This is a genomic window from Proteus sp. G4415, assembly GCF_963896075.1.
GTDB lineage: Bacteria > Pseudomonadota > Gammaproteobacteria > Enterobacterales > Enterobacteriaceae > Proteus > Proteus mirabilis.
In genome coordinates this window covers 25,789-47,166 of the sequence record NZ_CAWQOK010000041.1, presented here as the reverse complement: position 1 = coordinate 47,166, position 21,378 = coordinate 25,789, and the positions used below count along the sequence as shown (strand labels likewise).

General features: G+C 33.2%; 31 protein-coding genes. 22 read left to right on the top strand and 9 right to left on the bottom strand.

Annotation, left to right across the window (positions count from 1 at the left end; all coding sequences use genetic code 11):
- From topB to AACU95_RS04245, 4 genes are read left to right on the top strand one after another with little or no spacing between them, the layout of a single operon-like run.
- Positions 1-2,319 (top strand): type IA DNA topoisomerase, encoded by a 2,319-nt coding sequence (gene topB / locus AACU95_RS04260; protein WP_012368885.1) that lies wholly within the window; start codon positions 1-3, stop codon positions 2,317-2,319.
- A gap of 44 nt (positions 2,320-2,363) precedes the next feature.
- Positions 2,364-2,879 carry an H-NS histone family protein gene (locus tag AACU95_RS04255; RefSeq protein ID WP_012368886.1) on the top strand — a complete coding sequence of 172 codons (516 nt, stop codon included), beginning with the start codon at positions 2,364-2,366 and terminating at the stop codon, positions 2,877-2,879.
- Positions 2,851-3,456, top strand: a complete 606-nt coding sequence (locus AACU95_RS04250) for a DUF459 domain-containing protein (RefSeq protein ID WP_223307256.1) — start codon at positions 2,851-2,853, stop codon at positions 3,454-3,456. The genes AACU95_RS04255 and AACU95_RS04250 overlap by 29 nt, the downstream gene beginning before the upstream one ends.
- Positions 3,431-4,393 (top strand): DUF6685 family protein, encoded by a 963-nt coding sequence (locus AACU95_RS04245; RefSeq protein WP_161737181.1) that lies wholly within the window; start codon positions 3,431-3,433, stop codon positions 4,391-4,393. The genes AACU95_RS04250 and AACU95_RS04245 overlap by 26 nt, the downstream gene beginning before the upstream one ends.
- 68 nt (positions 4,394-4,461) lie before the next feature.
- Here the strand turns inward: AACU95_RS04245 and AACU95_RS04240 are convergent, their stop codons facing one another.
- The gene (locus tag AACU95_RS04240; RefSeq protein ID WP_012368889.1) at positions 4,462-4,608 is read right to left on the bottom strand and encodes a Hok/Gef family protein; all 147 of its coding nucleotides are present in this window, start codon (positions 4,606-4,608) and stop codon (positions 4,462-4,464) included.
- Positions 4,609-5,447: 839 nt separating this feature from the next.
- Between AACU95_RS04240 and AACU95_RS04235 the strand changes: the two genes are divergently transcribed.
- The gene (locus AACU95_RS04235) at positions 5,448-6,914 is read left to right on the top strand and encodes a colicin-like pore-forming protein (RefSeq protein WP_012368891.1); all 1,467 of its coding nucleotides are present in this window, start codon (positions 5,448-5,450) and stop codon (positions 6,912-6,914) included.
- A 79-nt stretch (positions 6,915-6,993) separates the two neighbouring features.
- On the opposite strand, the gene cui is transcribed toward AACU95_RS04235, so the two are convergent.
- The 3 genes from cui to AACU95_RS04225 form a co-directional block, all read right to left on the bottom strand.
- Positions 6,994-7,512 carry a colicin immunity protein Cui gene (gene cui / locus AACU95_RS17920; RefSeq protein WP_012368892.1) on the bottom strand — a complete coding sequence of 173 codons (519 nt, stop codon included), beginning with the start codon at positions 7,510-7,512 and terminating at the stop codon, positions 6,994-6,996.
- Positions 7,513-7,652: 140 nt separating this feature from the next.
- Positions 7,653-7,955 (bottom strand): type II toxin-antitoxin system RelE/ParE family toxin, encoded by a 303-nt coding sequence (locus tag AACU95_RS04230; protein ID WP_012368893.1) that lies wholly within the window; start codon positions 7,953-7,955, stop codon positions 7,653-7,655.
- Between the two features lie 8 nt (positions 7,956-7,963).
- Entirely contained in the window at positions 7,964-8,227 is a 264-nt protein-coding gene (locus tag AACU95_RS04225) for a type II toxin-antitoxin system Phd/YefM family antitoxin (protein ID WP_012368894.1), read from the bottom strand.
- Positions 8,228-8,844: 617 nt separating this feature from the next.
- Here AACU95_RS04225 and AACU95_RS04220 point away from each other — a divergent pair.
- The 3 genes from AACU95_RS04220 (at position 8,845) to AACU95_RS04210 (ending at position 10,587) form a co-directional block, all read left to right on the top strand.
- Positions 8,845-9,498, top strand: coding sequence for an AAA family ATPase (locus AACU95_RS04220; RefSeq protein WP_049195410.1), 654 nt, complete (start codon positions 8,845-8,847; stop codon positions 9,496-9,498).
- Between the two features lie 243 nt (positions 9,499-9,741).
- Positions 9,742-10,023 carry a ribbon-helix-helix domain-containing protein gene (locus AACU95_RS04215; RefSeq protein ID WP_036896424.1) on the top strand — a complete coding sequence of 94 codons (282 nt, stop codon included), beginning with the start codon at positions 9,742-9,744 and terminating at the stop codon, positions 10,021-10,023.
- 360 nt (positions 10,024-10,383) lie between these two features.
- Positions 10,384-10,587: a hypothetical protein gene (locus tag AACU95_RS04210; RefSeq protein ID WP_036896419.1), complete on the top strand. Its 204-nt coding sequence runs from the start codon at positions 10,384-10,386 to the stop codon at positions 10,585-10,587.
- Positions 10,588-10,671: 84 nt separating this feature from the next.
- On the opposite strand, the gene ddp1 (AACU95_RS04205) is transcribed toward AACU95_RS04210, so the two are convergent.
- The 3 genes from ddp1 (AACU95_RS04205) to AACU95_RS04195 all read right to left on the bottom strand — a co-directional run bounded on the left by ddp1 (AACU95_RS04205) (position 10,672) and on the right by AACU95_RS04195 (position 12,503).
- Positions 10,672-11,037, bottom strand: coding sequence for a DNA distortion polypeptide 3 (ddp1, locus tag AACU95_RS04205; RefSeq protein ID WP_049195411.1), 366 nt, complete (start codon positions 11,035-11,037; stop codon positions 10,672-10,674).
- A 95-nt stretch (positions 11,038-11,132) separates the two neighbouring features.
- On the bottom strand, positions 11,133-11,537 hold the full coding sequence (locus AACU95_RS04200) for a hypothetical protein (protein ID WP_049195517.1): 405 nt from the start codon (positions 11,535-11,537) through the stop codon (positions 11,133-11,135).
- A gap of 9 nt (positions 11,538-11,546) precedes the next feature.
- Positions 11,547-12,503, bottom strand: a complete 957-nt coding sequence (locus AACU95_RS04195; RefSeq protein ID WP_036896417.1) for a replication initiator protein A — start codon at positions 12,501-12,503, stop codon at positions 11,547-11,549.
- A gap of 951 nt (positions 12,504-13,454) precedes the next feature.
- On the opposite strand from AACU95_RS04195, the gene AACU95_RS04190 reads away from it, so the two are divergent.
- From AACU95_RS04190 to mobP1, 9 genes are all read left to right on the top strand, one after another.
- A complete protein-coding gene (locus AACU95_RS04190; protein ID WP_036896414.1) occupies positions 13,455-13,970 on the top strand; it encodes a J domain-containing protein in 516 nt (171 codons plus the stop codon).
- Between the two features lie 50 nt (positions 13,971-14,020).
- The gene (locus tag AACU95_RS04185) at positions 14,021-14,578 is read left to right on the top strand and encodes a hypothetical protein (RefSeq protein ID WP_036896412.1); all 558 of its coding nucleotides are present in this window, start codon (positions 14,021-14,023) and stop codon (positions 14,576-14,578) included.
- Between the two features lie 2 nt (positions 14,579-14,580).
- A complete protein-coding gene (locus tag AACU95_RS04180) occupies positions 14,581-14,739 on the top strand; it encodes a hypothetical protein (protein ID WP_153274249.1) in 159 nt (52 codons plus the stop codon).
- A gap of 12 nt (positions 14,740-14,751) precedes the next feature.
- On the top strand, positions 14,752-14,982 hold the full coding sequence (locus tag AACU95_RS04175; RefSeq protein WP_036896410.1) for a hypothetical protein: 231 nt from the start codon (positions 14,752-14,754) through the stop codon (positions 14,980-14,982).
- Positions 14,975-15,172, top strand: a complete 198-nt coding sequence (locus AACU95_RS04170; RefSeq protein ID WP_161737182.1) for a helix-turn-helix domain-containing protein — start codon at positions 14,975-14,977, stop codon at positions 15,170-15,172. Before AACU95_RS04175 ends, AACU95_RS04170 begins: the two co-directional genes overlap by 8 nt.
- A gap of 94 nt (positions 15,173-15,266) precedes the next feature.
- Positions 15,267-15,599 (top strand): hypothetical protein, encoded by a 333-nt coding sequence (locus AACU95_RS04165; RefSeq protein ID WP_036896473.1) that lies wholly within the window; start codon positions 15,267-15,269, stop codon positions 15,597-15,599.
- 280 nt (positions 15,600-15,879) lie between these two features.
- The gene (locus AACU95_RS04160; RefSeq protein WP_257792832.1) at positions 15,880-16,014 is read left to right on the top strand and encodes a hypothetical protein; all 135 of its coding nucleotides are present in this window, start codon (positions 15,880-15,882) and stop codon (positions 16,012-16,014) included.
- A gap of 388 nt (positions 16,015-16,402) precedes the next feature.
- Complete coding sequence (ddp1, locus tag AACU95_RS04155; RefSeq protein WP_036896470.1) at positions 16,403-16,951, top strand: DNA distortion polypeptide 1; 549 nt, start codon at positions 16,403-16,405, stop codon at positions 16,949-16,951.
- 8 nt (positions 16,952-16,959) lie between these two features.
- The gene (mobP1, locus tag AACU95_RS04150; RefSeq protein ID WP_036896467.1) at positions 16,960-18,123 is read left to right on the top strand and encodes a MobP1 family relaxase; all 1,164 of its coding nucleotides are present in this window, start codon (positions 16,960-16,962) and stop codon (positions 18,121-18,123) included.
- 90 nt (positions 18,124-18,213) lie between these two features.
- On the opposite strand, the gene AACU95_RS04145 is transcribed toward mobP1, so the two are convergent.
- Both AACU95_RS04145 and AACU95_RS04140 read right to left on the bottom strand, forming a co-directional pair.
- A complete protein-coding gene (locus AACU95_RS04145) occupies positions 18,214-18,501 on the bottom strand; it encodes a type II toxin-antitoxin system RelE family toxin (RefSeq protein WP_036896464.1) in 288 nt (95 codons plus the stop codon).
- The gene (locus AACU95_RS04140) at positions 18,498-18,749 is read right to left on the bottom strand and encodes a type II toxin-antitoxin system Phd/YefM family antitoxin (RefSeq protein WP_036896461.1); all 252 of its coding nucleotides are present in this window, start codon (positions 18,747-18,749) and stop codon (positions 18,498-18,500) included. The genes AACU95_RS04145 and AACU95_RS04140 overlap by 4 nt, the downstream gene beginning before the upstream one ends.
- Positions 18,750-19,153: 404 nt before the next feature.
- Here AACU95_RS04140 and AACU95_RS04135 point away from each other — a divergent pair, with 404 nt between their 5' ends.
- From AACU95_RS04135 to AACU95_RS04115, 5 genes are all read left to right on the top strand, one after another.
- Positions 19,154-19,564 (top strand): replication/maintenance protein RepL, encoded by a 411-nt coding sequence (locus AACU95_RS04135; protein ID WP_036896458.1) that lies wholly within the window; start codon positions 19,154-19,156, stop codon positions 19,562-19,564.
- Positions 19,565-19,818: 254 nt separating this feature from the next.
- Positions 19,819-20,088: a hypothetical protein gene (locus AACU95_RS04130; RefSeq protein WP_036896456.1), complete on the top strand. Its 270-nt coding sequence runs from the start codon at positions 19,819-19,821 to the stop codon at positions 20,086-20,088.
- Between the two features lie 152 nt (positions 20,089-20,240).
- Entirely contained in the window at positions 20,241-20,423 is a 183-nt protein-coding gene (locus tag AACU95_RS04125) for a hypothetical protein (RefSeq protein ID WP_036896454.1), read from the top strand.
- Positions 20,420-21,034, top strand: coding sequence for a lytic transglycosylase domain-containing protein (locus AACU95_RS04120; protein ID WP_036896450.1), 615 nt, complete (start codon positions 20,420-20,422; stop codon positions 21,032-21,034). The genes AACU95_RS04125 and AACU95_RS04120 overlap by 4 nt, the downstream gene beginning before the upstream one ends.
- 9 nt (positions 21,035-21,043) lie before the next feature.
- The gene (locus AACU95_RS04115; protein WP_036896447.1) at positions 21,044-21,331 is read left to right on the top strand and encodes a TrbC/VirB2 family protein; all 288 of its coding nucleotides are present in this window, start codon (positions 21,044-21,046) and stop codon (positions 21,329-21,331) included.
- The last annotated feature ends 47 nt before the right edge of the window (positions 21,332-21,378 follow it).

Below are 21,378 nucleotides of genomic sequence, written 5' to 3'. Positions count from 1 at the left end.
ATGAGAGTCTTTATTGCGGAAAAACCATCATTAGCAAAAGCCATTTTTGAGGGATTAGGTGGTAATCCAAACACGGAAAAGAAAAAAGGGTATTTTCAACACGGTGACGATGTTGTGACGTGGTGTGTTGGTCACATGCTCGAGTTGAGCGACCCCCAAGATTATGATGAGAAATATGCAAGCTGGCGTTTTGGTGACTTACCGATTAAAACGGTTTTCCCACCAACCTATAAAATAAAAAAAGAAACGGCAGCACAAACAAAAATCATTTTGTCATTAATTGACCAAGCAAAAACCATTGTTAATGCTGGCGACCCAGACGAGGAAGGCTGTCTTCTGGTCAATGAAATTTTAGATTACGCAAAAAATAAAAAGCCCGTAGAGCGTATTTTAGTATCGGATTTAAACTTAGCACCTGTTAAAAAAGCCTTAGCCGATTTACAACCGAATGAAAAATTTCGCGGTATGTCAAACAGTGCGTTATCCCGTTCTCTGCTCGATCAGAGTTTTGGCTATAACCTTACTCGTGGCTGTACATTAAAAGGGCGTGAAAAAGGCTATCAAGGTGTTTTAAACGTGGGACGGGTGCAAAGTGCAGTTTTGGGGCTTGTGAATATGCGAACATTGGCGAACCAAAACCACAATGAAAGTTTCTATTATGATATTTATGCTTTAATTGAGATGAACGGACATCAAGTTAAGGCGAAATATCAAACAACCGATAACGATCAGATTGATGATAAGCGTCGCTTAATCTCAGAAGCCCAAGCCAAACACATTACTGAAATCGTTTCAGGGCAAGCGGTAAAAGTGACCATTGCAGCAACGAAAGCGGAAAACACAAAACCACCTTTACCGTTAAATTTATCTACACTACAGCAAATTTGCGCTAAACGATTTGGCTATGCCCCACAAGAAACGCTGGATATTATGCAAAGCCTGTATGAAACGCATAAATTATTGACCTATCCAAGAACAGACAATCGTTATTTGTCTGACGAGCACTATTACCAAGCGAATGATATCGCTCAAGCAGTTATCGGTACATTGCCAGAATTGGCAAGCACGGTTGAGCACATGGATAAAGTTCAAAAACACAAAGCCTTTAACGCCAGCAAAATTGAAGCGCATCATGCTATTGTGCCAACAACGAAAGACGGCTCTAATATTCAATTGAATGAGAAAGAGAAAAATGTGTATCGATTAGTTTCACTTTACTTTATTGGCTTATTTTATCCCGATAGCATTCGAGATAAAACAAAAGTGCATTTTGATATCAAAGGCAACACCTTTACCGCCACACAAAGCGTATTAGTCCAGTCAGGATGGGAATCATTAGGTAAAGACAGCGACGAAGAAGAAACAGAAGAGCCAGAAAAACTCGACTTTGATTTATCAACGTTAAAATTTAATGATAATGGGGTGTGTGAAACAGCTAACGTGGATAAAAAGCCCACTCTTCCACCTAAATATTTTACTGCTTCAACACTCCTTGCCGCTATGACACGTGCGGCAAAATTTATTGATGATCCTGAACTTCGAAAAATACTTGAAGCTAAAGACGAGGGGAGCACTGATCAAGGCAGTATTGGCACAGAAGCGACTCGCGCAGGGATATTAAAAAAACTCTCCGAAAATACGGGATTAATTTCGATTGAAAAAGAAAAAGGCTATTCAGAGCTTGTTTGGAAAACAACAAAGCAAGGGCAAGAGTTTTGCGCTGCTCTGCCTGATGAAATTACCAAGCCCGATATTTCGGCTCGATGGGCTGAAAAACAAGCCTTAATTAAAAAAGGGGAACTGACCGTTGCTGACTTTATTAAAGAAACAGACAGCTATATTAAGGAGTTGATTGCCGAACTCGACGCTAACGGAATAAATATCACAGCTAACGGTACACCTTGCCCTGTTTGTCAAAAGGGGTTTTTAATCAAACGTAAGGGGCAAAATGGTTTCTTTTGGGGTTGTTCATGCTATCCTGAATGTAAGACGGCATTTCCCGATAAAAATGGGCAACCAGTTACAGAAAAACAACCTAATGAGGGCGCAGTAGCACGTTTAAATGTCATGTGTCCGTCATGCAGTAACGAAATAATTATTCGACCAAAAGGATACTTCTGTACAGGATGTGAATTTAAAATATGGGCTGAATTTTGCAGTAAAAAACTCACACAGAATCAAGTGGAAAAACTCATTAAAGATGGAAAAACTGCCGTTATTAAAGGGTTTAAAACCAAAGCAGGGAAAACATTTGATACTGAACTTGTTTTAGATGATAAGAAAACAGGGAAGATAGGTTTCCCTGAAAAGAAAAAGTAACTATTATTTTTTAACAGAAAACCATTTTTATATTGAGGTAAAACATGAGCGAATTAACTAGAGAAGAAAAATACAAAATTACGTCTGAATCACTGACGGGATTAACAGAGCTAAGAAAGTTTGCAAAAACGAAAAATTTTGAATGGTTAGAAAATCTTGCCAATCAACTCAATGGTATTGTAGAAGAACAGCGTGAAGAATTCGAGTTACGCAAACTTGAACTTGCTGAACTGGAAGAAAAACGCCTAAAAGCGATTAAATACTTAGAAGAGTTGGGGTTAGATCCAGAAACAATCCACATTTCCGTTTTTGAAACAACCGATAAAAAAGGAAAGAAAAGAAAGTCTAAAAATACGCCTGCGAAATATCGCTTTACGCATCCCGAAACAGGTAAAACAGACACATGGACGGGAATTGGTCGTATGAAGAAAGGATTGCAACTATTAATTGATGCAGGTCATTCTCTCGATGAATTTTTGATTGATAAAGCCAGCGATGCTAAAGATGACATTAAAGAAGCGGAAAAACTCTTTGAAAATCACCCTTCTTCGTTGGGTTAATCTCCCTCTCCTGCTGTCTCTTACATTGCCTGTTATCGGGCAATGTAAGCCCCTTTTTATTGGTGATTCACTGACTTATGAACTCGCCATGAGTTACAAAAAAATTGCCCCTGTTGATGCTAAATTCCTTGAAAGCACAGGGTTGCAATCAAAACAGATTTTAAGTTGGCAAGATTACACACAGAATATCGATTTTTCGCTTTATGACACGGTGTATATTGTTTTAGGTACAAACGATCTCATTTCTAAGGCAGATATCCCCGAATACCAACAAAAGGCTAGTGTCTTTATCCAAACCATAAAAAAGCAAAATAGGCAGATTGTTTGGTTACTCCCCCCTACCCTAAAAAATAAAGAAAAAAATAATTTATTATCAAATACCCGAATTGCAATCTGTGAAGCAGCAAGAAAAAATAAGATAAAAACGATGGATACTCGAGTATCTTTAGGGTATCAATACTCAGAGTTTATTAATGGTGTTAAAGTAAGAACCAGTGATGGTATTCATATAACAGAAAATGGGGCTGATAATGTAATAAGGAGCTTAATTAATGTTGATAAAGAAAATAACAGATAGCATTATTGCATTTATATATAAGACAACGGATAATTATGTCATTGATCAGTTAAATGATGTTAATTTAGGTAAAGTTGAGCTATATAAACCCACGGCGGATTCAAATACTATTTTGAGATGGGATGAGCTTTTTAAGAATTATATGGTTAGGGGTTTTCCTACAGAAATTAAAGATATAATTACTAATTTGTGCCGTATCGAGAAAACTATAGACTATTTTTTTGATTTTAATAAAATACAATCATTAACAGCATCTAAAAGTTTTGGTGGCATTCCTGATGGCGCTATAAACGGTAGCTGGTTTTATGATTTGTATAGTTGGGGGCGCGCAATGTATCCCGACGAAAGAATGAAAGCGGAAAATGAAGATGATTGGAAACGAAATATTGCGCACATTGAATCTGAGGGGTTCAGAAAGTGCAGACCTATTAATGTCATATATTACGAATGGTTAAATAGGTTTGTTGCCCCTAATACAGGCGGTTCTCATCATGCCGCATTGGTAGTGTATCAATCAATCAGAGATAAAATTAAATACACAAGAGAAACTATTTTAGAAAAGGTTTCTCTTAATAGTTATTATATACGAATGCTGGATAATGAATACTATTCATTCATCATTAATAATGATAGCAATCCCAAATCCCTATCGGAAAGTGATAAATTTATTAATGTAATAACAGAGCTAATCAGTACGCATATTTCAATTCTGAAACCCGTACATTATTATCAGAACTTAATGATTATCTTTATTCCTAAAGAATCATTAAAAATAGATTCAGAATTATTTAATAACTGTATTAATAAAGCACATGACCAGAAAAAAATAATCAATCTGCCGAACTATTTTAGATTACCAAATGAATATCATACAAAACCTTATTTGCATGAACTTCGTTATCTGAAAATGCCAAATCCAAATTCTATTTTTCAATAGAAAGGGTGCTTGAAACCTAAACTAAACACAGAAAAAGAAAATGCGGGGGAATGCTCCCCCGCTAGGCATCACCGTTCTTCGTAAGAAAGTGTTGCCTGAACTACTGTATTCCCACTATTCACACTGATAGAACAGAGTCTATCGCGCATTAACAGAGAGAAACACAGTACCGTTAAACAAACGGCAATCAGCCCTATCAGGGCGTACTTGGTCATTTTCCTTGACTCCTAACTTATTAGGAGGCACAATTTCTAGTGCTAAGTAGAGAATTGCAGCCTCGATTATGGTAATAAATAACCTTATCGGGGCTTTCTTCTATCTGGCTCTCACTAAATGCTTGAACCGGACAGGATCAAGCACCCGCTGAAAGATTACCAAAAGTTGAACAAAACAGCACGCAATTAGCACTATGACGCTCCATAACTGATTAATCTGGTGCATTTACGTGAAATTTGACCACTAATCCCCCTGCCATTACGCTAAAATTCACGTAATACAACGTCTTTTTGTCTCATTCAAAAATACTCACTGATATTTTTTACACTGAAAAAACCTAACTTACTGTAAAACAAAGATTCATAGAATCGCCGGTAATCGCTCAATGGCGATGGCCATCTTCCTGATTGGTTGCGGCCGTTCCAGATTCTTTGAATAAGATTAGGAACCTTTAGTTACAACATTAATGTGTCTTGCATGAAACATGCTTTAGCCACAGCAACTCTACTCAAAAAATTAAGCTAATCAAAAAACGAGGAGCGCGTAAGACACAATATGGTTAAATGCGTGACTTTAGGAGAGCATGAAAGTTGTTACGGTGTTTAATTCCTTCCTACAAAACAAACGTTCCCTAAATTGCTTATGGTAGCAATATCGTTACGTCCCCAATTTTTCAATTATTTTCTAATAGCGCCTTTTAATTTTTTGAAAAATAAGATTTTTTTATATTCAATAATTATTCAGAAAGAAATTGACGTGAGGAGGAATAAGGTTTATATTTATACTGTATGCATATACAGTATCATTGACTGATTTTTAATAAAAAAAGGAAATTTTTATGAGTAAAAATAATCATTCAGCAGAGACCGATCATCTTTCAGTGACTGCCGATAGACCTAGTAAAGGTGATTTAGGTAGTGGCCCAGTAGGAAAAGGCGATGGAGGAGATAGAAATATTATCAGTTTAAGTGATCCAAATGCTTCGTTTTCATATACTACGTCAACAATAGAAGGGCTTGAGGGATTAAACTTTACGGTGACTGTACACGGAGCAAGGATTATTAATCCTCAAAATGGTCATACGACTAATAATATTGAAGTTGATGGAAAAGGTAATAGTGTTGATTATAAAAAAAATAATGTTCAGAATAACCAACTTGAATTACCGATACCTTATAATAATAAGTTGGCTCGTGATCGAGATTTAGGGAGATTAACGTCGAGAATAAGAAAAGATTATTTTGATTTGAAAAATAATAAGGCTAGAGTATCTATTTATAATGGGCATTATATTCATACCGTCACATTTGATGACGCTGGAAACGTGCAAAATATTTCTGAGGAATATATAGAGAAAACCTATAATCGCTATTCTAAGGGGATACCAAATGAGAAAAAAGATAGATTAGAAGAGGTAAAGAGATTTGCAATATTAGGTTATAAAACTGAGCCTAGTAATATTCTTGATTATAATGTAAAAATAAAGGAATATGAATTTATTTTTACATTAAATAAATTAGGTTTTATAGAAAAATTCTCCAAGAAAATTATAAAAGCATCACAATATGAAAGCCGCCAGTTAAATGCATTCTATAAAGATTTAAATATTGAACAAGATGAAAAAAAAGAAAATTTAGCGAAATTAATGGTTGTTAATGCATATCAATCGTACCCACAAAATAAAAAATTTATCCAAGATGCAGAAAAAGAGGCATTGATGGGAGCGGCAGATATTATCACTAATACTGGCGAAAAAATTAGTAAACACTTGGGGGAAAAATACAAAACTATTGCTAATGAGATCGCTAGTGATTTACGTAACTTTCAGGGAAAGAAATTACGTAGCTTGTCTGATGCATTAAAAATGATGGAAAAAATCAACCGTAATCCTAATATTAAGATAAAACAAGCGGATAGAGTGGTACTGGCTAATGCAGTGCGCCATGTGGATACAAAAATCCTGTCTGAAAATTTTCAGCGTTTAGGTAAGTCATTCGGGGTATTGGGTAAAGTCTTGAGTGTTGAAAAGCTTCGCGAAAAAGCAGCTATTGGTTTTGAGACTGGTAACTGGAAACCATTGATGCTGGAAGTGGAAGCTATGATAATCAGTGGATATGCTACGGGGATAGCGATAAGTATAGCAATAAGTTTTATCTCATCAATTGCATCATTTTTAGCTATAGGAGCATTACCTACAACCTTAGCAATTATAGCAACTATAATGTTAATTAGTTATTTAGCATCCTTAATTGATGATAAAGTTGTTGATAAAATTAACAACTTACTTATTCCAGAAGCTCATTAATTACTTTTGGTTATCTTATTTAGTTAAAACTATCTAAGATAACCATTTATTTTTATAAAAATTAAGTAATCACTATTTATCAACGAATTGATTTAAATGGAAGATAAATAAATGAAATAAAAAAAAGAAACAACCAAACATAATATCCCAAAAAAATAGCTATATAGTAACCAAATAATAGGTGTTTATTACTGGATATAGTTTTAAGTATACTCCAACCACTATCTGATATATCAGTATTGTAAAAATATAAAACATATAGAGAAATAATCGTAATCACAAGACATGGAAAAATAACATTTATTATTAATTTATTAATTGGTATAGGTTTTACAAGAGTCAGTTTCTTATAACAAAAAATGAAAAATAACAATACTATTAATGGTGATAATTTGCAGTAAAAAAATGATAACTTGCTAATTATTGGATATGTTGATGAATAAGTTGATGGTATATTGTTTATTTTTTCATACACAGCAAATAATATATCTATATCATTAAAATAAAAAATAATAAATATCGGAATTGCACTAATAAAGATGAATATTGAACCCCACTTAATTAACAAATGATCATTTGGGTGATTTTTATTATCCATAGTAACCTGCCTTTACGTAGTACCTATGATAATTAATATATCATAGTTGTTTGTAAAACACATAAAGAAACATTAAAACGGCTAGGGTTTAATATGAATATAACAATTAATCATTCCTCTATTGATATGACAGGGAAAAATTAATCCCTTTTTATATGAATATATGGATCTTGAGATTGATGTAATACTGCTAATACTTCTATTCCATTCTCAACTTCTCGATAGTAAATAATATGACTTTCTACAGGAAAACTTCTTATTCCTGTAAAAAGGTCATCACTACGATCTATACCAATAGAGGGTTGTTTTTCAATAATATTGATTATTGTGATTCTTAAGCAATTTATGTAAGTTTCAGCTACATTTTTTCCCCAATGGGTCAAAGAATATCGTCTTATGGTGCGAATATGCTCTTTTGCTTTCTTGGTAAATAGAACACTCATTTATAAGATTAACCTTCAATTTCATTGCTAGTTAAAGGTGCAAAAACATCATCAATATGATGTAACTCTCCCCGTTCTGCTTGTTCAATAGATTCGGCCAAAATAGATTTTAAATTTTGTAACTTCAACTGTGTAAATTGGTCATATTCGTCTGGAGAAATGACTACAGCTACACGCTTTCCATGTTTGCTGATCTGGACAGGTTCACGTTGAGCTTTCATTAGTAAATCACCAAATTGATTTTTGGCGAGTTGAGCAGGAATAATTTCCATAAGTAACACTCCGTAAAAAAGTACAAAATGGCTTGAATGTCTATTATAGCTATTTGTTGTGAATTTTACCATTAATTAATACTAATAATAAAAAAACTGGATCACATAAGACCCATTATGTTAAATCGCTGGCTTTAGTGATAAAAATCACTGTTACCCTGTCACTCATACTCTCTACCTGCTAAAACAGGAAGATTTCTGTTATTAAAACCGCCAAAATTCCATTGTTTGTTTTTTGTTAAAATTGAAACAATTAAGAAACATTTTAACAAAACTATTTTTTGCATCGAAATCCCTCTCAAAGCCTTAAAATTACAAGAAATACGTTATTAATACATTGTATGTACATCACCATAACAGTAATGTACATACAAAGTAAATACATAATAAACACAAAAATGTATTTACACAAAAAATACACTGTGATACACATATGAACATACATTGTACATACAAAATAAATACGATTTAGTATTTACATGGTTAGTACACTGTGATACAAACATGAGCATACTCTGTACATACGCAATTAATACTTAGATGTATTTACAATAGAAGTACATAAGAAGTACAGAATGGTATTTACCACAACAATACAAAGAAAATACGAGGTATTTATGATTTTAGTTTTTGCTTCTGATAAAGGCGGAGTAGGTAAAACAACAACCGCGATCAATATGGCTGTTATGCTTAAAAGAAAAAATAAAAGTGTGATTATGCTAAAAGCAGATAGAAACCGAGACTTGTTTGTCTGGTCTGATATTCGCGCACAAGCTGGCTTCTCAGCAATTCCCATTCATGAAGCATTCGGAAATATTAGTGATGAAATAAAACGCCTAGAAAAGCTCTGTGACGTGGTTGTTGTAGACTGTGCAGGACATGATAGCTCAGAATTTCGAAGTGCATTAACGGTGGCTGATGTATTGCTCACATTGGTTAAGCCTTCATCCTCTTTAGAAAAAAACACCTTAACGAATGTGACTAAAACCGTCAGAACCGCGCAAAAGCAGCATGGTAATAGTGACTTAAAAGCTCACGTACTCATGACGAGAATTAAGTCGCATAAACTGCAAGATGCCGTATCGCTTGAGAATGAATTAAAGTCCGATGAAATTTGGCTGCAACCGCTTAAAAATCGAATTTCAGAACTAGATATTTTTGAAAATGCCGTTAACGCTGGCGTGGGTGTTCATGAAGTAGAAAAAGCAAGTAGTTTAGGTGTGGCAAAAGCGCAAATTGAATTAATCGCAAAAGAAATAGGGCTGATTTAATTCAAGGGATATACCAAATGCCAGAGAATAAATATCTATATATCTTAATCCTATTTATTGCTGTGGGGATTATGCTTTTTGCAGACAAATTATTTTTCTAACCCGCTAAAGTATTCATACCAAGTTCGTATGAATACTTTAATTCACAGACTTTATACATTGATTATAAAAGAATTAATACGCTGTACATACAGCTAGACATATATTACACTATCATTACAGCGTACAAACAAGGTAAATACAATGAAACTTCAAAAACCCGATTTAGACTTAACCGACTCCAGCACTAAAACTAAGAACTCGACAACCCAATTCATCAAGGCGGGAGACAAACGGCCAACAACGTCAAACAAACTTATCCCATCCACTTTTCGCTTGCCAGAATCCGCAATTAGCATTCTCGACACCGAAGCAGAAAGGGCAGGGCAAAACAAAACCGCCATTTTAAAAGCCGCTATATTGGCTTACAGCAACCTTGATGAAAACAGCAAAAACTTAGCATTACTTGAGTCTTTTAAACTTTAAATACTTTTTTTAATATCAACACAAAGATAATTATTATGTATTTGATTTTTTCAATATTGCTAATGCTTGGTGCGATATGTGCATTATATAATACAATTCGATTATTATATTTAAATGGTGTTAGTGGAGGATTAGAGGATAATATCCAATTAATAATAAGTGTAATCGGTATTATTGTCATGCCTGTTTTTTCATATGGTTCTTATAAGGCATGGAGTGAACACCTGACAATATTACAAGTATTCGGCTCATAATTAAATTAATCATATGTTACTTTAATTTAGTCAAAATACATTAATGAATAAAAATGCAACTGGACTTGATTTTTGATTATTTAGTTCTGTAACAAAAGAAATAATAATGAAACAATTAACTGAGTTTGAGTTAGAAATTATTCATGCTGTTGTCGTTTTGCAAGAATTGCATGATAAGCCAGAACTTTCCGCTAGTGTATTAAAAGAATGTAACCTATCGGAAATTGATTGTAACGAATTAGATGATTATGAAAAAGATAACTTAAGAATAATTAATAAAGAATATTTGGTTAATCTAAAAGGATTATAACAAGTTACTAATTAATAACTAGCAAAATTAAGGGTGACATATTCACCCAATTTTTTACATATAAAATATTATAGTTATTAAAACTCAAACACTATCAGAATAAAACATTGATAGCTCACCATTAGTTAATGTATCTTTTAACATCGTTAAATGAATAACCTTTATATCTTGATTTTCTAATAAATTCGATTTTTCGATAGGATTAATGTAACTAATAGCAGCGACTAATTGATTCTCTAATGTGTCATAAATTGCAAAAGGTAAATTAATACTATTAATAATCTCAAATTCATTAAAAAATTCAGATGTTCCCATTTTTTGAGAAGAATATAAAAACTCACTCAATCTCACTTTACAAAAAACATGATAGTTTTCTTTTACATTTTCTTGTAAAATAACTAATAATTTACTTTCTTCTTCTGTCAAAAATTGCTGTCTAAGATAACTCATCTGCCCTCCCAAGAACCGACTGTAGGTCAACCGCCTAACAAAAGTAAAATGCTAGCATTTTTACGGTTGTTAGGCTATCCTGCATCGCATTATAATTACTTAGCCTCAGATTGTGGTGACTTTACACCAAATAATGTTTGAAATGGCTGTATATCTTGTAAAACTTCGGGGTTGATAAGACTAGAAACCATTAACGCCATTGTCACCGTCATTTCTACATTCCACATTTTCTCATTGTTGTAATAGAATAATATCAATGCAAAAATACCGAGTGGAATAATCAAATAACGGAAAACAGAGATGATAGAGACTACCATCAATAAAAGTACATCTAGCGTTACCCCTAAGAAATAACGAATCCCCAAAAACAGCATAGAAAGTATATGGGATAAGGATGATTTCTTAATATCTTTTTTTATCTTTACAGATCGAGATTTTTTTAATTTAGCCTGTATTTCTTTTTTTTCTTTCCCTTGAGGGAATTGATATATTTTAGCCATATTAACACCCTATCTTTTTTCTTTACTTATTTTATCTGCAATTGTAGCTACCTTTTTTTGAAGTTTTTTAGGTAATTTACCATTACTCACAACCTCCTCTATCATATTTTTATTTTTAGCTAATTGATTCATTTTCTTTTCGAGAGACTCATCAAAATGACGATTAGTAAATGTCACACAATCATTTTCGGCATCTAATAAAACCTCATAATCAGGCAAATCATTTACTAAACTAAGTTTTTTAATTGAACGTTTAAACTCTCTTTTGTTTGACGTAGCGCCAGATTTTAAATGCAATAATTCTATTGATAATGAAAATGATTTTTGATATCCACAATGCTTTCTTGCTATTTCATAAATACGTCGATCTATTGCTTTTCTTATGCGAAAATAATCAGAATTAATTTTTAATACTTTATTTTTTGTAATGCCCTGATAAAGCCAATCAGGTAAAGTCACTTCTACCATGCCAATATCTAATCGTCCTTTTTTTTCTTCTAATATTCTCCATTTATCAATTAAACCAAAGTTTTCTGTTTCTTGTTTTTCTGATGAATATACAATATTGGTTTGAATACGAGTACCAGCTAAACGCTCAAGGGCTTTTTTTAATTCATCATAAGACCTTCCCCCTTTATCACGATTCGTCGTAACAAAAAATTCATAAGGAGTAAAAGCGATAGTTCGACTAATCGGTTTTCCTTCAAAAATCGCTTGTTGCAATTTAGAAATAGCATAAATCCAAATATCTTTATCAAATACAGTAGCTAATCCAATTCCAGTTGCGGGTCTAACTAATACAGAAATATTATTATTTCTGTATTCTCTAACTTTATCATCCCCCCCTTTTAAAGCAAAAAAAGGGTGTTCCATACTGGCTAACTCATCCCGAAAAGATGAAATTTCAACTTCATCAGCGATAAAAAATTCTTCTTCCTTGTATTTTTTAGGTCTTAACGTTTTCATCTTTTGTATTACTTACCTTTCTTTTATCGGGATTCACACACAAATAAATTCATACGATGATCACGAAATATCGGGATTTACACACACAGTAGTTACAATATCAACACAAAAAACATCGGGATTTGCACACAATATATCGGGATTTACACACGACAGTCAAGACTATTTTGACTAAAAAAAATAGGAACATAATCAAGAGTTGATTTACTCTTGATTATCGGGATTTACACACAAAAAACGAAATAATTACTGTACAAATTTCAAACAGCGATTCGGGATTTACACACACCTCATTCGGGATTTACACACACTGACACGGGATTTACACACACGGACACGGGATTTACACACACACATCTAAAAATAATTGTTTAAATTCAATGTATTGTGAGGTGTTTTTTTCCTTAATAAGTTTTAATAAGAATTAATAAGTCTTTTAATAAGAATTATGGCAATTTTTTGTGGATAACTAACACTTCGTCTAAACATATTTTGATTTGAGTTTTGGGAGTATGTGCCAACATTAACATCACAGATATTACGCTTCCTCGATGGAAAATAAATTTCCATCTTGCGGCGAGCGTTGCGGTTTTAACGGGTTATTGATCTTTATTTTCTCCACAAGATCATCACTAGCAGCAATATAATCATCAAAAATGAGCTGTAAGCCATTCAGGGTGGTTTTTCCCCGTATAGCCTATCCATTTAACCAAATATAAATGATCGTCGCTTAGAATCGATTACAGCGCGTTTGATTTAAATAAATCATTACATCTCAGTCTTCCCTTAAATTTCCTTGTAATACAATAATTTAGATATATTCGCATTAAAATAAAAAGAGCAATTTTTGGAAAAAATGCTTGATAAGTACCTTATGAGGTACTATAATGATTTTATTGAAAGCGGAATGGTTCCCTTTCTTCCAAAGCCCTCACAGGGCAGGAGCAAAAAATGAATGTACAAGAAGCGTTAAATATTTTTGGCTTATCTGGTGAACTCACCGAGCAAGACATCAAAACCGCTTACAAAAAAGCAGCGTTAAAATATCATCCTGACCGTAATCCATTAGGCGCAGAACTGATGAAAGCCATAAATGCAGCCTTTGATTTTTTAATGAATAACTTAGAGAACATCAATAAATTTCAAAGTAGCGATAAAAACACTCATTACAATTTTACCGAAGAACTGGAAGAGGTTTTATTAACGTTGTCGGGTTTGATGGGGATTATTTATGAAGTTATTGGAAACTGGGTTTGGATTAGTGGAGAAACCAAAGAGCACAAAGACACATTAAAAGAGATTGGCTGTAAATGGGCTGCAAAAAAGAAACAATGGTTTTACCGTCCAGAGGAACATAAAAGCCGTAGAAATCGCAAAGAACACAGTATTGATGAAATACGTACTATGTATGGAACAAATGGACAAAGAGCAGCGACAGGCTGGCAGAGAGTAGAAAACAGGGCATAACGGATAGCGGGGGCAACCCCGCTATTTTCATAAGAAGAGGATATACTATTATGAAAAATTTTAACGAGTGTTATCAATCTGTTTTTGAAATTGTTTGTCGTTGTCTCGGTGATAACTGGCGCATTAACTTACTTGATAATGATGCTTATCGGATCAAGATCACGTCTAACCGATTCATGGGCTTTTCAATTCATGTTAGGGAAGAAAAAAACCGTTTTTCGATTATGGGTAGTTTTGATTCTCGCATTCATCGTGGAGAAATTCATAGCTGTACGGTGTCAAAAGATCGAAATCCTGTACACATTGCCGAGGATATTAAACGAAAAATCATTGTATTTGCTCATGATGAAATTAATAAGGCAAAAGAAAGTAAAGTAAAAGAACAGGAAAAAAAAGAACAAGACTTAATTGTCAAAAATATGTTATCTCGTTTATTTACAATGCATAGTAGCTGGCAGAGTGGGGTAATAGGTGCATTCAAGTCTGATAATGGTTTAGACGGTATGATTAGAAAAACGTACAGTGGTTATAAAATTGAAATAGATAAGTTATCCGTAGATAATCTGATTAAACTCGCAGGCATGATAACAACGTTAGAAAGGGGTTAAAAATGGAAATTAAACGTGAAAATTTCGATAGTGTTTTCGATATTAATAAATGGCTTAAAAATAACAAAGACGTAAAAATTATCAATATTGAGACTAGAAAAGGCAATATAACTGATTTTACAAATAGTTATACTGTTTGGTTTTATGTGGGTTCTTATTGAGGTTTTATTTTTATGATCAAACTCAGTAAAGGCAGTAAAAACTACTATCTGACACGTGAAAACGGGCAGTTAGTTTTTATCAAAAACATTAAGGTCAGAAATAAGAATGACGTTAAAGACGGAAATAAAACGGCTAAAAAACAAGTGTATAAAATTATTGTTGGGATTGACTTGCTTCCCGATGAAGCAGACAGATCTATTTTAAAAAGTATGTTGGAACAATGGAAAAGTGAATATGAATGAATTAAAACGATTAAGAGATAAGTTAGGTCTGTCAAATAGTGTTCTTGCTGAACTTATGGGATTATCAGAGCAAACGATAAAAAACAGAATGGCATCTGATTTTAATAAAAAAACAGCAAGTAAGTTAGAAATTGAATTTTTAAAACTATTGGCAGGTGAACACGAAAAATATTCAATTTTAGAAAAATAAAACTTGATAAGTACCTTATGAGGTACTATAATGATTTTATTGAAAGCGGAATGGTTCCCTTTCTTCCAAAGCCCTCAAAGGGTAGGAGTGAATAATGAAATTGTTTCATGTGATTTTAAACGTAACAAATGATGATTTTGAAAAAAATATTGAATTGAAAAATTTTTATGAAGTTGCTCAATCATTAAATGAAGTAAAAGAAAAATTTAAAATTTTTAAAAATGCGCGAGTTAGTGCAATTGTTGTATATGATTTATTCTTAGAGCCTGTTACTGTTAAATTTACTATGTCTGCTTACAATGTTCACAACCAAGTGATTTTCTGTGAATCACAACCTACCATAGTTAATAATACGTTAGACCTGATAACAAAATTAAATAATTACTTCAAACAAGATTATTTAACTGTCGATTGGAAATATATTTAATGAATACACCTGAATATAAAATTATTAGTATTTTCGAGTACAACGGATTTTACACTTACCACATTTCAAAAAATGGCGAGTTAGATCAGGTTGTCGAGTTCGACAGTGAAGCGAACGTAACAAAAACATCATTTAAACAAAATTCAGAGGAGGAACAGGAAGCCGTAGAGTTTATACGGAGAATAAGAAATAAACATATTTGTTCAGTGATTTAAAGGTTGAGTCTAGAGGGTTGCCCCCCCCTAGACTCTGACACAAAAAACTTACAAAGGAATTTATTATGTCGGATAAAATGATAGCAGCAGCCAAAGATTTTGCAAAGGGAAAAAGAACCACTTTTCCAATCATGACAGTCAAAGAATTACCTTTTTTTCTTCAACAAATACGTAAAGAAAGTGAATTGTTAAAACATTAATTTAAAATCTCAAGGGGCTTAATGCCCCTTTTTTATGTGCCTATGGCACATGTCAGGCAACCCACCAAAGCCAATTAAAACACCTAAATCTGATTTGCCGATAAAAGGGAGGGCTTTTAAATATTCTCGAACCCCTTCCGCACTATTAAGCCGTGAGCGAAGCGAACCCTATAAACACAGAATATAAAGCGACTTTAGTGTTGAATGGTCGCAGACAAAAGGAATTCACCGCTATGTTTGCCGTCTTTTTTCTTTTTGAGATAGATAAAAACTAAGCTCAGAGGTAAGATAAGTTTTAGTGCGATGCAGGATATCCTAACAACCGTAAAAATGCTAGCATTTTACTTTTGTTAGGCGGTTGACCTACAGTCGGTTCTTGGGGGGTAAGATGAAGCAAATTAATTTTAGAATTAATGATAATGAATATGAATTATATCATAAAAAAGTCAAAGAAAACTTAAATATGTCATTGCCGAGTTTTTATAAATTAGTCGGTAATATGATGTTAAATAAGGACAAAGATATTAAAGAAACCTTGTCTGATCATGCGATATCGATAGGTGAAGAATCTGATTATACCGATAAAAGAGCATACTTGTATTTAACGGCTGAACAAGAAAATGCGCTAATAACATCAGCAAAAAAGCATGGTTGGTCATTATCGAGAGAAATGCGTTTTCGTCTTCAAACAACCTTAAGTAATGAAATGGATTTTTTCGACCAAGAGTTACAAGAAATGAAATTATGTCGAAATCATATTAAACGTATTGGACTCAATATTAATATGATATTACGACGTGATGAAGGACGTGTTTTAGATAAAGAGGGAATGCGTCAAGATATGCAAGCATTAACCGAACAGCTTAATGAACTTGAAAATAAATTTAATTACTTTATCAATAAGTGTAAAGGTAGAATTATTGCAAATCGATTGTGAGGTTGGTCATGGGATTGGATATCGAAAAAGAGTACCGAGCTAAACGGGCTAGACAAGAGAGTAGTCGATCAGTTAAATCGATTAAATCAGCTAAATCCTCATTTGTACATAAAGTGAAAAATGGAGGGAAATTTTATGACCGAAACGCTCAAGAATCCCGAATAAAAAAAGGGGCGAGCAAAGAGGTTATGACTAAAATAACAGGGAGCGCAAAAGTTAAACAAGGGGTAAGAAATAGTGTTGATTATATTAGTCGAGATGATTCATTAGAACTTGTTGATGAGCAGGGTATCAAAATCAATGCGGAAGAAGCTAAACAATCTTTAATTGATAGTGATGATGCATTGCAGTTAAGTGATAAGAGCAGAAGAACACCTGATATAACTAAAAATATTGTTTTTTCACCCCCCATGACTGCAAAGGTAAAACCCGAAGAAGCGATTGAAGCCGTTAGACAAACGTTAATAAAAAAATATCCAGATAATCGTTTTGTGATAGCTTATCATGATGATAAGAAAGAGCACCCTCATGTTCATGTTATATTGAAAACACGTAAAGAAAATGAAGATAAGCGAATCAAAATTACTAAACAGGATTTGCGTGATTTGAGATCTGGATTTTGTGATGAATTGAAGCTCAAAGGGTATGATGTAAAAGCAACACATAAACAACAAATTGGGTTAAAGTCACAGCTTAAAGATGATTCATTAACTGCGCCTAAGCGCCAAAAGAATGTTTATGAAGTGATTGATTTTGGGCGAGCACCTTATCAATTCAATACTAAAAATAAATCACAAAATTATTTGACAGTGAAAACCTTAAACAAGGGCGTTGAAGCAACGTATTGGGGTAAAGAGTTTGGTGCTTTATGCAATAGAGAAAAAATTCAAAAAGGGGATTTAATAAAATTAAAAAAGATAGGTACAGAAGATATAAAAATCCCTAAGCTAGATGATAAAGGGCAGCAAACAGGGTGGAAAATCACACAGCGTAATCAATGGGAGATGCAAAACTTAGGCGTTAAAGGCGTTGATCGCACTAAAAATATTTTACCCGAAAATTCGGGGATTAAAGAGATCCAACAATTCCAAAAACAACAAACGCAATTTAAACAGCAAGCAATGGAATTGATTAAAAAAGAACAACAAATTAAAGTGGGGCTTAAATTTTAATGTTATTCAAGAGAATTCGTTGTGGTGGTGCAGCTTGTATGCATTGCCACAACGAATTGAACAAGCGGAGCGCGTTAGTCTATCTATTTCCTATTTTAAGCGTTCACTGGCAAGATTATAAACCTGACTTTTTTCCCGCTTGCCAACGGCAACAACTGCAATAATTAACATATCGTCAATAACTTGATAGACCAATCTAAAACCTGATGCACGAAGTTTAATTTTATAGCAATTCGGCATATTTCTCAGTTTTGCAGATGCTACATGTGGATTTTCACATCGTTTTATTAATTGTTTGGCAAATTGAGATTGAATGGTTTTATCTAATTTTTTCCATTCCTTTTCTGCATCTTTTCTAAATTTAACCGAATACATCATAGGTACTCGGCTAAATTAATATCGACAAGAGGTTGTGATTCTCGTTCTTTGACCAGCTTTGCAAGTTCGTTATCGTCTAGCGCATCAAGTATTTGCTCATATAACTCAGCAGGAACACAGTAAAAAGCAGGTTGATTACGGTTTAAAATGGCTACGGGATAGCCTAAACCTGCGTTAACTGTCGCCATTGGGTTTTTTTTGAGTTCACTGACGCTGGCTGTTGTATCACTTAAAATCGTATTTGGCATAATTAAACCCTCAATAAGACCTATTAATAGGTCTTATTTTAAGGTTGTTTGCTGTGAGATTCAATGGCTAGTTTGAAAAAAAAATGTAAACACATAGTATTTTCATAGTACATACAGATTTGTATTTACATAATATTGCTATTGTATTTATTTTGGTTCGCTAATATCAGAGATAACGCTAAACGTAGGGTTACAATATAAGTACGTAATAGTTGTTTATTTAATTATAAATATATACTAATCAATGCGTTAAATGTGATTTGTATTTGTTGTTTTTTATTAAAAATGAAGAAATATCTCATTCGCTTGAAATTTTATGTTATCAAAAAAATGGAACATTTGCTTGACCGATTAGATAACAAGCGTTATGTTTAGTTGAACAAAAGTTATCAAGAGATTGGAGCATGAACTTAAAGGAAGTTAATTTGGAAGATTGGCATTTAGTACATAAAGTCACTGGTGAGTGTATCGGTATTGATATACTTAAAACTCAAGATGGTGGTTCTTTCAACAAGGTATTTTTAAATGAGCTTGCTTCAATAATTGGTTGCACAGGTAATGGAAGTGAAAAAGTTCTTGGATGGATTTTAAAAAATAAAAATAACCAAAATGAGATTCACGGAACGCAGCGTGAGATAGCAAAAGAAGAATCTGTTGGTGTTGCGACTGTAGCTAGGGTGTTTAAAGCACTTAAGGATAACGGCTATCTAAAGCAAAAACGATCAGGAACTTACTTGTTAAATCCGTCAGTTATTCATTATGGCGGAGTTGGTAACAGATTAACTATATTAAGAGTTTGGAATGATTTAATTTAAATTAACGCTGTACGTAAGTATTACCAGTACCTACGTACAGCTAACCCTAAACCTACGTCAACTAGGAGTAGAGCTATGTCACATAGTATCTTCCATACGCGCATAAATGAAGCGCAAAATAATGTTATTGTCTTGTTTGCTTTAATTTCCTGCAATTTGACCTCGCGTCAGAGGTTAAAAATCATCAATTCTATTAATGTACCGATTGTGGTATTGGGCTTATATTCTGCTTTTTACCTGAAAAGGACGTCATTATGAAGAGTGATGAAATTATAACTTTAGTAGAGAAATGCGATATTTTTGATGGTAAAAAGTTGAGCTTTAAGCAAAAGGAGATAGCTATACGTTATGTGTTTGGTCAAACAGCAGAAGAATTAGCTATGCATTTTGATAATTCTACTCGCAGTATTTGGTTACATTTGGATGTGGTGAGAAATGAATTTGGTAATGTTTCTCTTTCATCATTGAGAACAATTATTTTTATGAAATTAATATGTCAGTTTATAAATATTAAAATACGATGAAAGCATAATTTTCTTATTTCTAACAATAATACTAAACTTTTTAGTAAGTTAAAAGGTAACTTCACTTTGTGAAGTTGCCTTTTTTTTGTAATTTAACTTAAGATGCAAATCATGATTTGATTGTGATTGATATTACTGATTGGAAATTATAAATGAAAAATTCAAAAACACATATTACGTTAGCTGTGCCTGATGATTTAAATGCATGGATTAATTTTAAATCAAAAGATCAGAATCGTTCTAAACGTAATTTTCTTTTACATCTTATTGAAGAAGCGCGCACAAAAGATTTGTCTAAAAGACAACCGCTTAATTTAGATAACGATATTTTATGATCAAAGAAACTTTACTTTCATTAGCATTGCAATGTGCACCGTTAGTGCACCCTGATACTGCTCATGATATTGCTAAGGTTGAAAGTGGATTCAATCCTTACGCAATTGCTGAAATAAAAGCTAAAGGTAAAGTCATTAGCCATTTACCCAAAACTAAAAATGAAGCCTTAAATATTATTTCAAGATTAAAGACGAGTAATGCTCGGTACTCGGTAGGATTAATGCAAATTTATTCTGGTAATTTTAAGGGTTTTGAAGTTACACCAGAAGAATTACTTGATAGCTGCCGTAACTTGAATATCTTTGAAAAAATTTTAGTTGATTGTTATCAAAGGGGAGGGAGTCTAGCCAATGCGCTGAGTTGTTATTACTCAGGCAATTTTAAAACAGGAAAAAAGAAAGAAACGCAGTTTGCCAACACCAGTTATATAGAACGAATAGGAATTTCAGATAATAAAAATAATTATATTGTTCCAAGTACAAAAAATTATAAGGAAGAAAATCAGGAGGTGGCGAAAGCTGAATCAGACGTTGTTATTGAGAAATTAAAACCATCAAACAAAATTGTTTATCCTCGTTATGTAATGAGGGGTGTAGTCAAAGAAAATTAGGGATTTAATATGAAAACATCACAAAAATTGCCATTTCTATTAATGTGCGGATTAATGTCATTGATTGCTTTTACTTTTCCTGCTCAAGCTGCTGATGTAACTACAGCGACAACAGGATTCTTAGATAGGATCATTGATTTTTTAACGACAATTAGAAAGCCAGCTATCACTATTTGTGCTCTAGGTATTGGTTTTATTGCATTATTTGCACGTAATCATATGGCTTGGATATATCCACTGATTATCGGGATTATTATCTTTATCATTGCGCCATATCTGCCTGATTGGTTGGGTTAATTTAAATATTTATCGTATTTAAATTAACTATACGTTTAACCTCTCTA

Excerpts from the sequence above, each read along its gene's own strand:
- AACU95_RS04215 (WP_036896424.1), top strand. The coding sequence starts at position 9,742 with ATGAAACTTCAAAAACCCGATTTAGACTTAACCGACTCCAGCACTAAA.
- AACU95_RS04175 (WP_036896410.1), top strand. The coding sequence starts at position 14,752 with ATGATCAAACTCAGTAAAGGCAGTAAAAACTACTATCTGACACGTGAA.
- AACU95_RS04160 (WP_257792832.1), top strand. The coding sequence starts at position 15,880 with ATGTCGGATAAAATGATAGCAGCAGCCAAAGATTTTGCAAAGGGAAAA.
- AACU95_RS04165 (WP_036896473.1), top strand. The coding sequence starts at position 15,267 with ATGAAATTGTTTCATGTGATTTTAAACGTAACAAATGATGATTTTGAA.
- AACU95_RS04210 (WP_036896419.1), top strand. The coding sequence starts at position 10,384 with ATGAAACAATTAACTGAGTTTGAGTTAGAAATTATTCATGCTGTTGTC.
- AACU95_RS04245 (WP_161737181.1), top strand. The coding sequence starts at position 3,431 with ATGTTGATAAAGAAAATAACAGATAGCATTATTGCATTTATATATAAG.
- AACU95_RS04120 (WP_036896450.1), top strand. The coding sequence starts at position 20,420 with ATGATCAAAGAAACTTTACTTTCATTAGCATTGCAATGTGCACCGTTA.
- AACU95_RS04170 (WP_161737182.1), top strand. The coding sequence starts at position 14,975 with ATGAATGAATTAAAACGATTAAGAGATAAGTTAGGTCTGTCAAATAGT.
- ddp1 (WP_049195411.1), bottom strand. The coding sequence starts at position 11,037 with ATGAGTTATCTTAGACAGCAATTTTTGACAGAAGAAGAAAGTAAATTA.
- AACU95_RS04140 (WP_036896461.1), bottom strand. The coding sequence starts at position 18,749 with ATGCCAAATACGATTTTAAGTGATACAACAGCCAGCGTCAGTGAACTC.
- AACU95_RS04225 (WP_012368894.1), bottom strand. The coding sequence starts at position 8,227 with ATGGAAATTATTCCTGCTCAACTCGCCAAAAATCAATTTGGTGATTTA.
- AACU95_RS04135 (WP_036896458.1), top strand. The coding sequence starts at position 19,154 with ATGAACTTAAAGGAAGTTAATTTGGAAGATTGGCATTTAGTACATAAA.
- AACU95_RS04180 (WP_153274249.1), top strand. The coding sequence starts at position 14,581 with ATGGAAATTAAACGTGAAAATTTCGATAGTGTTTTCGATATTAATAAA.
- AACU95_RS04115 (WP_036896447.1), top strand. The coding sequence starts at position 21,044 with ATGAAAACATCACAAAAATTGCCATTTCTATTAATGTGCGGATTAATG.
- AACU95_RS04145 (WP_036896464.1), bottom strand. The coding sequence starts at position 18,501 with ATGATGTATTCGGTTAAATTTAGAAAAGATGCAGAAAAGGAATGGAAA.
- AACU95_RS04125 (WP_036896454.1), top strand. The coding sequence starts at position 20,241 with ATGAAAAATTCAAAAACACATATTACGTTAGCTGTGCCTGATGATTTA.
- AACU95_RS04255 (WP_012368886.1), top strand. The coding sequence starts at position 2,364 with ATGAGCGAATTAACTAGAGAAGAAAAATACAAAATTACGTCTGAATCA.
- cui (WP_012368892.1), bottom strand. The coding sequence starts at position 7,512 with ATGGATAATAAAAATCACCCAAATGATCATTTGTTAATTAAGTGGGGT.
- AACU95_RS04190 (WP_036896414.1), top strand. The coding sequence starts at position 13,455 with ATGAATGTACAAGAAGCGTTAAATATTTTTGGCTTATCTGGTGAACTC.
- AACU95_RS04240 (WP_012368889.1), bottom strand. The coding sequence starts at position 4,608 with ATGACCAAGTACGCCCTGATAGGGCTGATTGCCGTTTGTTTAACGGTA.
- AACU95_RS04200 (WP_049195517.1), bottom strand. The coding sequence starts at position 11,537 with ATGGCTAAAATATATCAATTCCCTCAAGGGAAAGAAAAAAAAGAAATA.
- AACU95_RS04220 (WP_049195410.1), top strand. The coding sequence starts at position 8,845 with ATGATTTTAGTTTTTGCTTCTGATAAAGGCGGAGTAGGTAAAACAACA.
- AACU95_RS04185 (WP_036896412.1), top strand. The coding sequence starts at position 14,021 with ATGAAAAATTTTAACGAGTGTTATCAATCTGTTTTTGAAATTGTTTGT.
- AACU95_RS04235 (WP_012368891.1), top strand. The coding sequence starts at position 5,448 with ATGAGTAAAAATAATCATTCAGCAGAGACCGATCATCTTTCAGTGACT.
- mobP1 (WP_036896467.1), top strand. The coding sequence starts at position 16,960 with ATGGGATTGGATATCGAAAAAGAGTACCGAGCTAAACGGGCTAGACAA.
- topB (WP_012368885.1), top strand. The coding sequence starts at position 1 with ATGAGAGTCTTTATTGCGGAAAAACCATCATTAGCAAAAGCCATTTTT.
- AACU95_RS04230 (WP_012368893.1), bottom strand. The coding sequence starts at position 7,955 with ATGAGTGTTCTATTTACCAAGAAAGCAAAAGAGCATATTCGCACCATA.
- AACU95_RS04130 (WP_036896456.1), top strand. The coding sequence starts at position 19,819 with ATGAAGAGTGATGAAATTATAACTTTAGTAGAGAAATGCGATATTTTT.
- ddp1 (WP_036896470.1), top strand. The coding sequence starts at position 16,403 with ATGAAGCAAATTAATTTTAGAATTAATGATAATGAATATGAATTATAT.
- AACU95_RS04195 (WP_036896417.1), bottom strand. The coding sequence starts at position 12,503 with ATGAAAACGTTAAGACCTAAAAAATACAAGGAAGAAGAATTTTTTATC.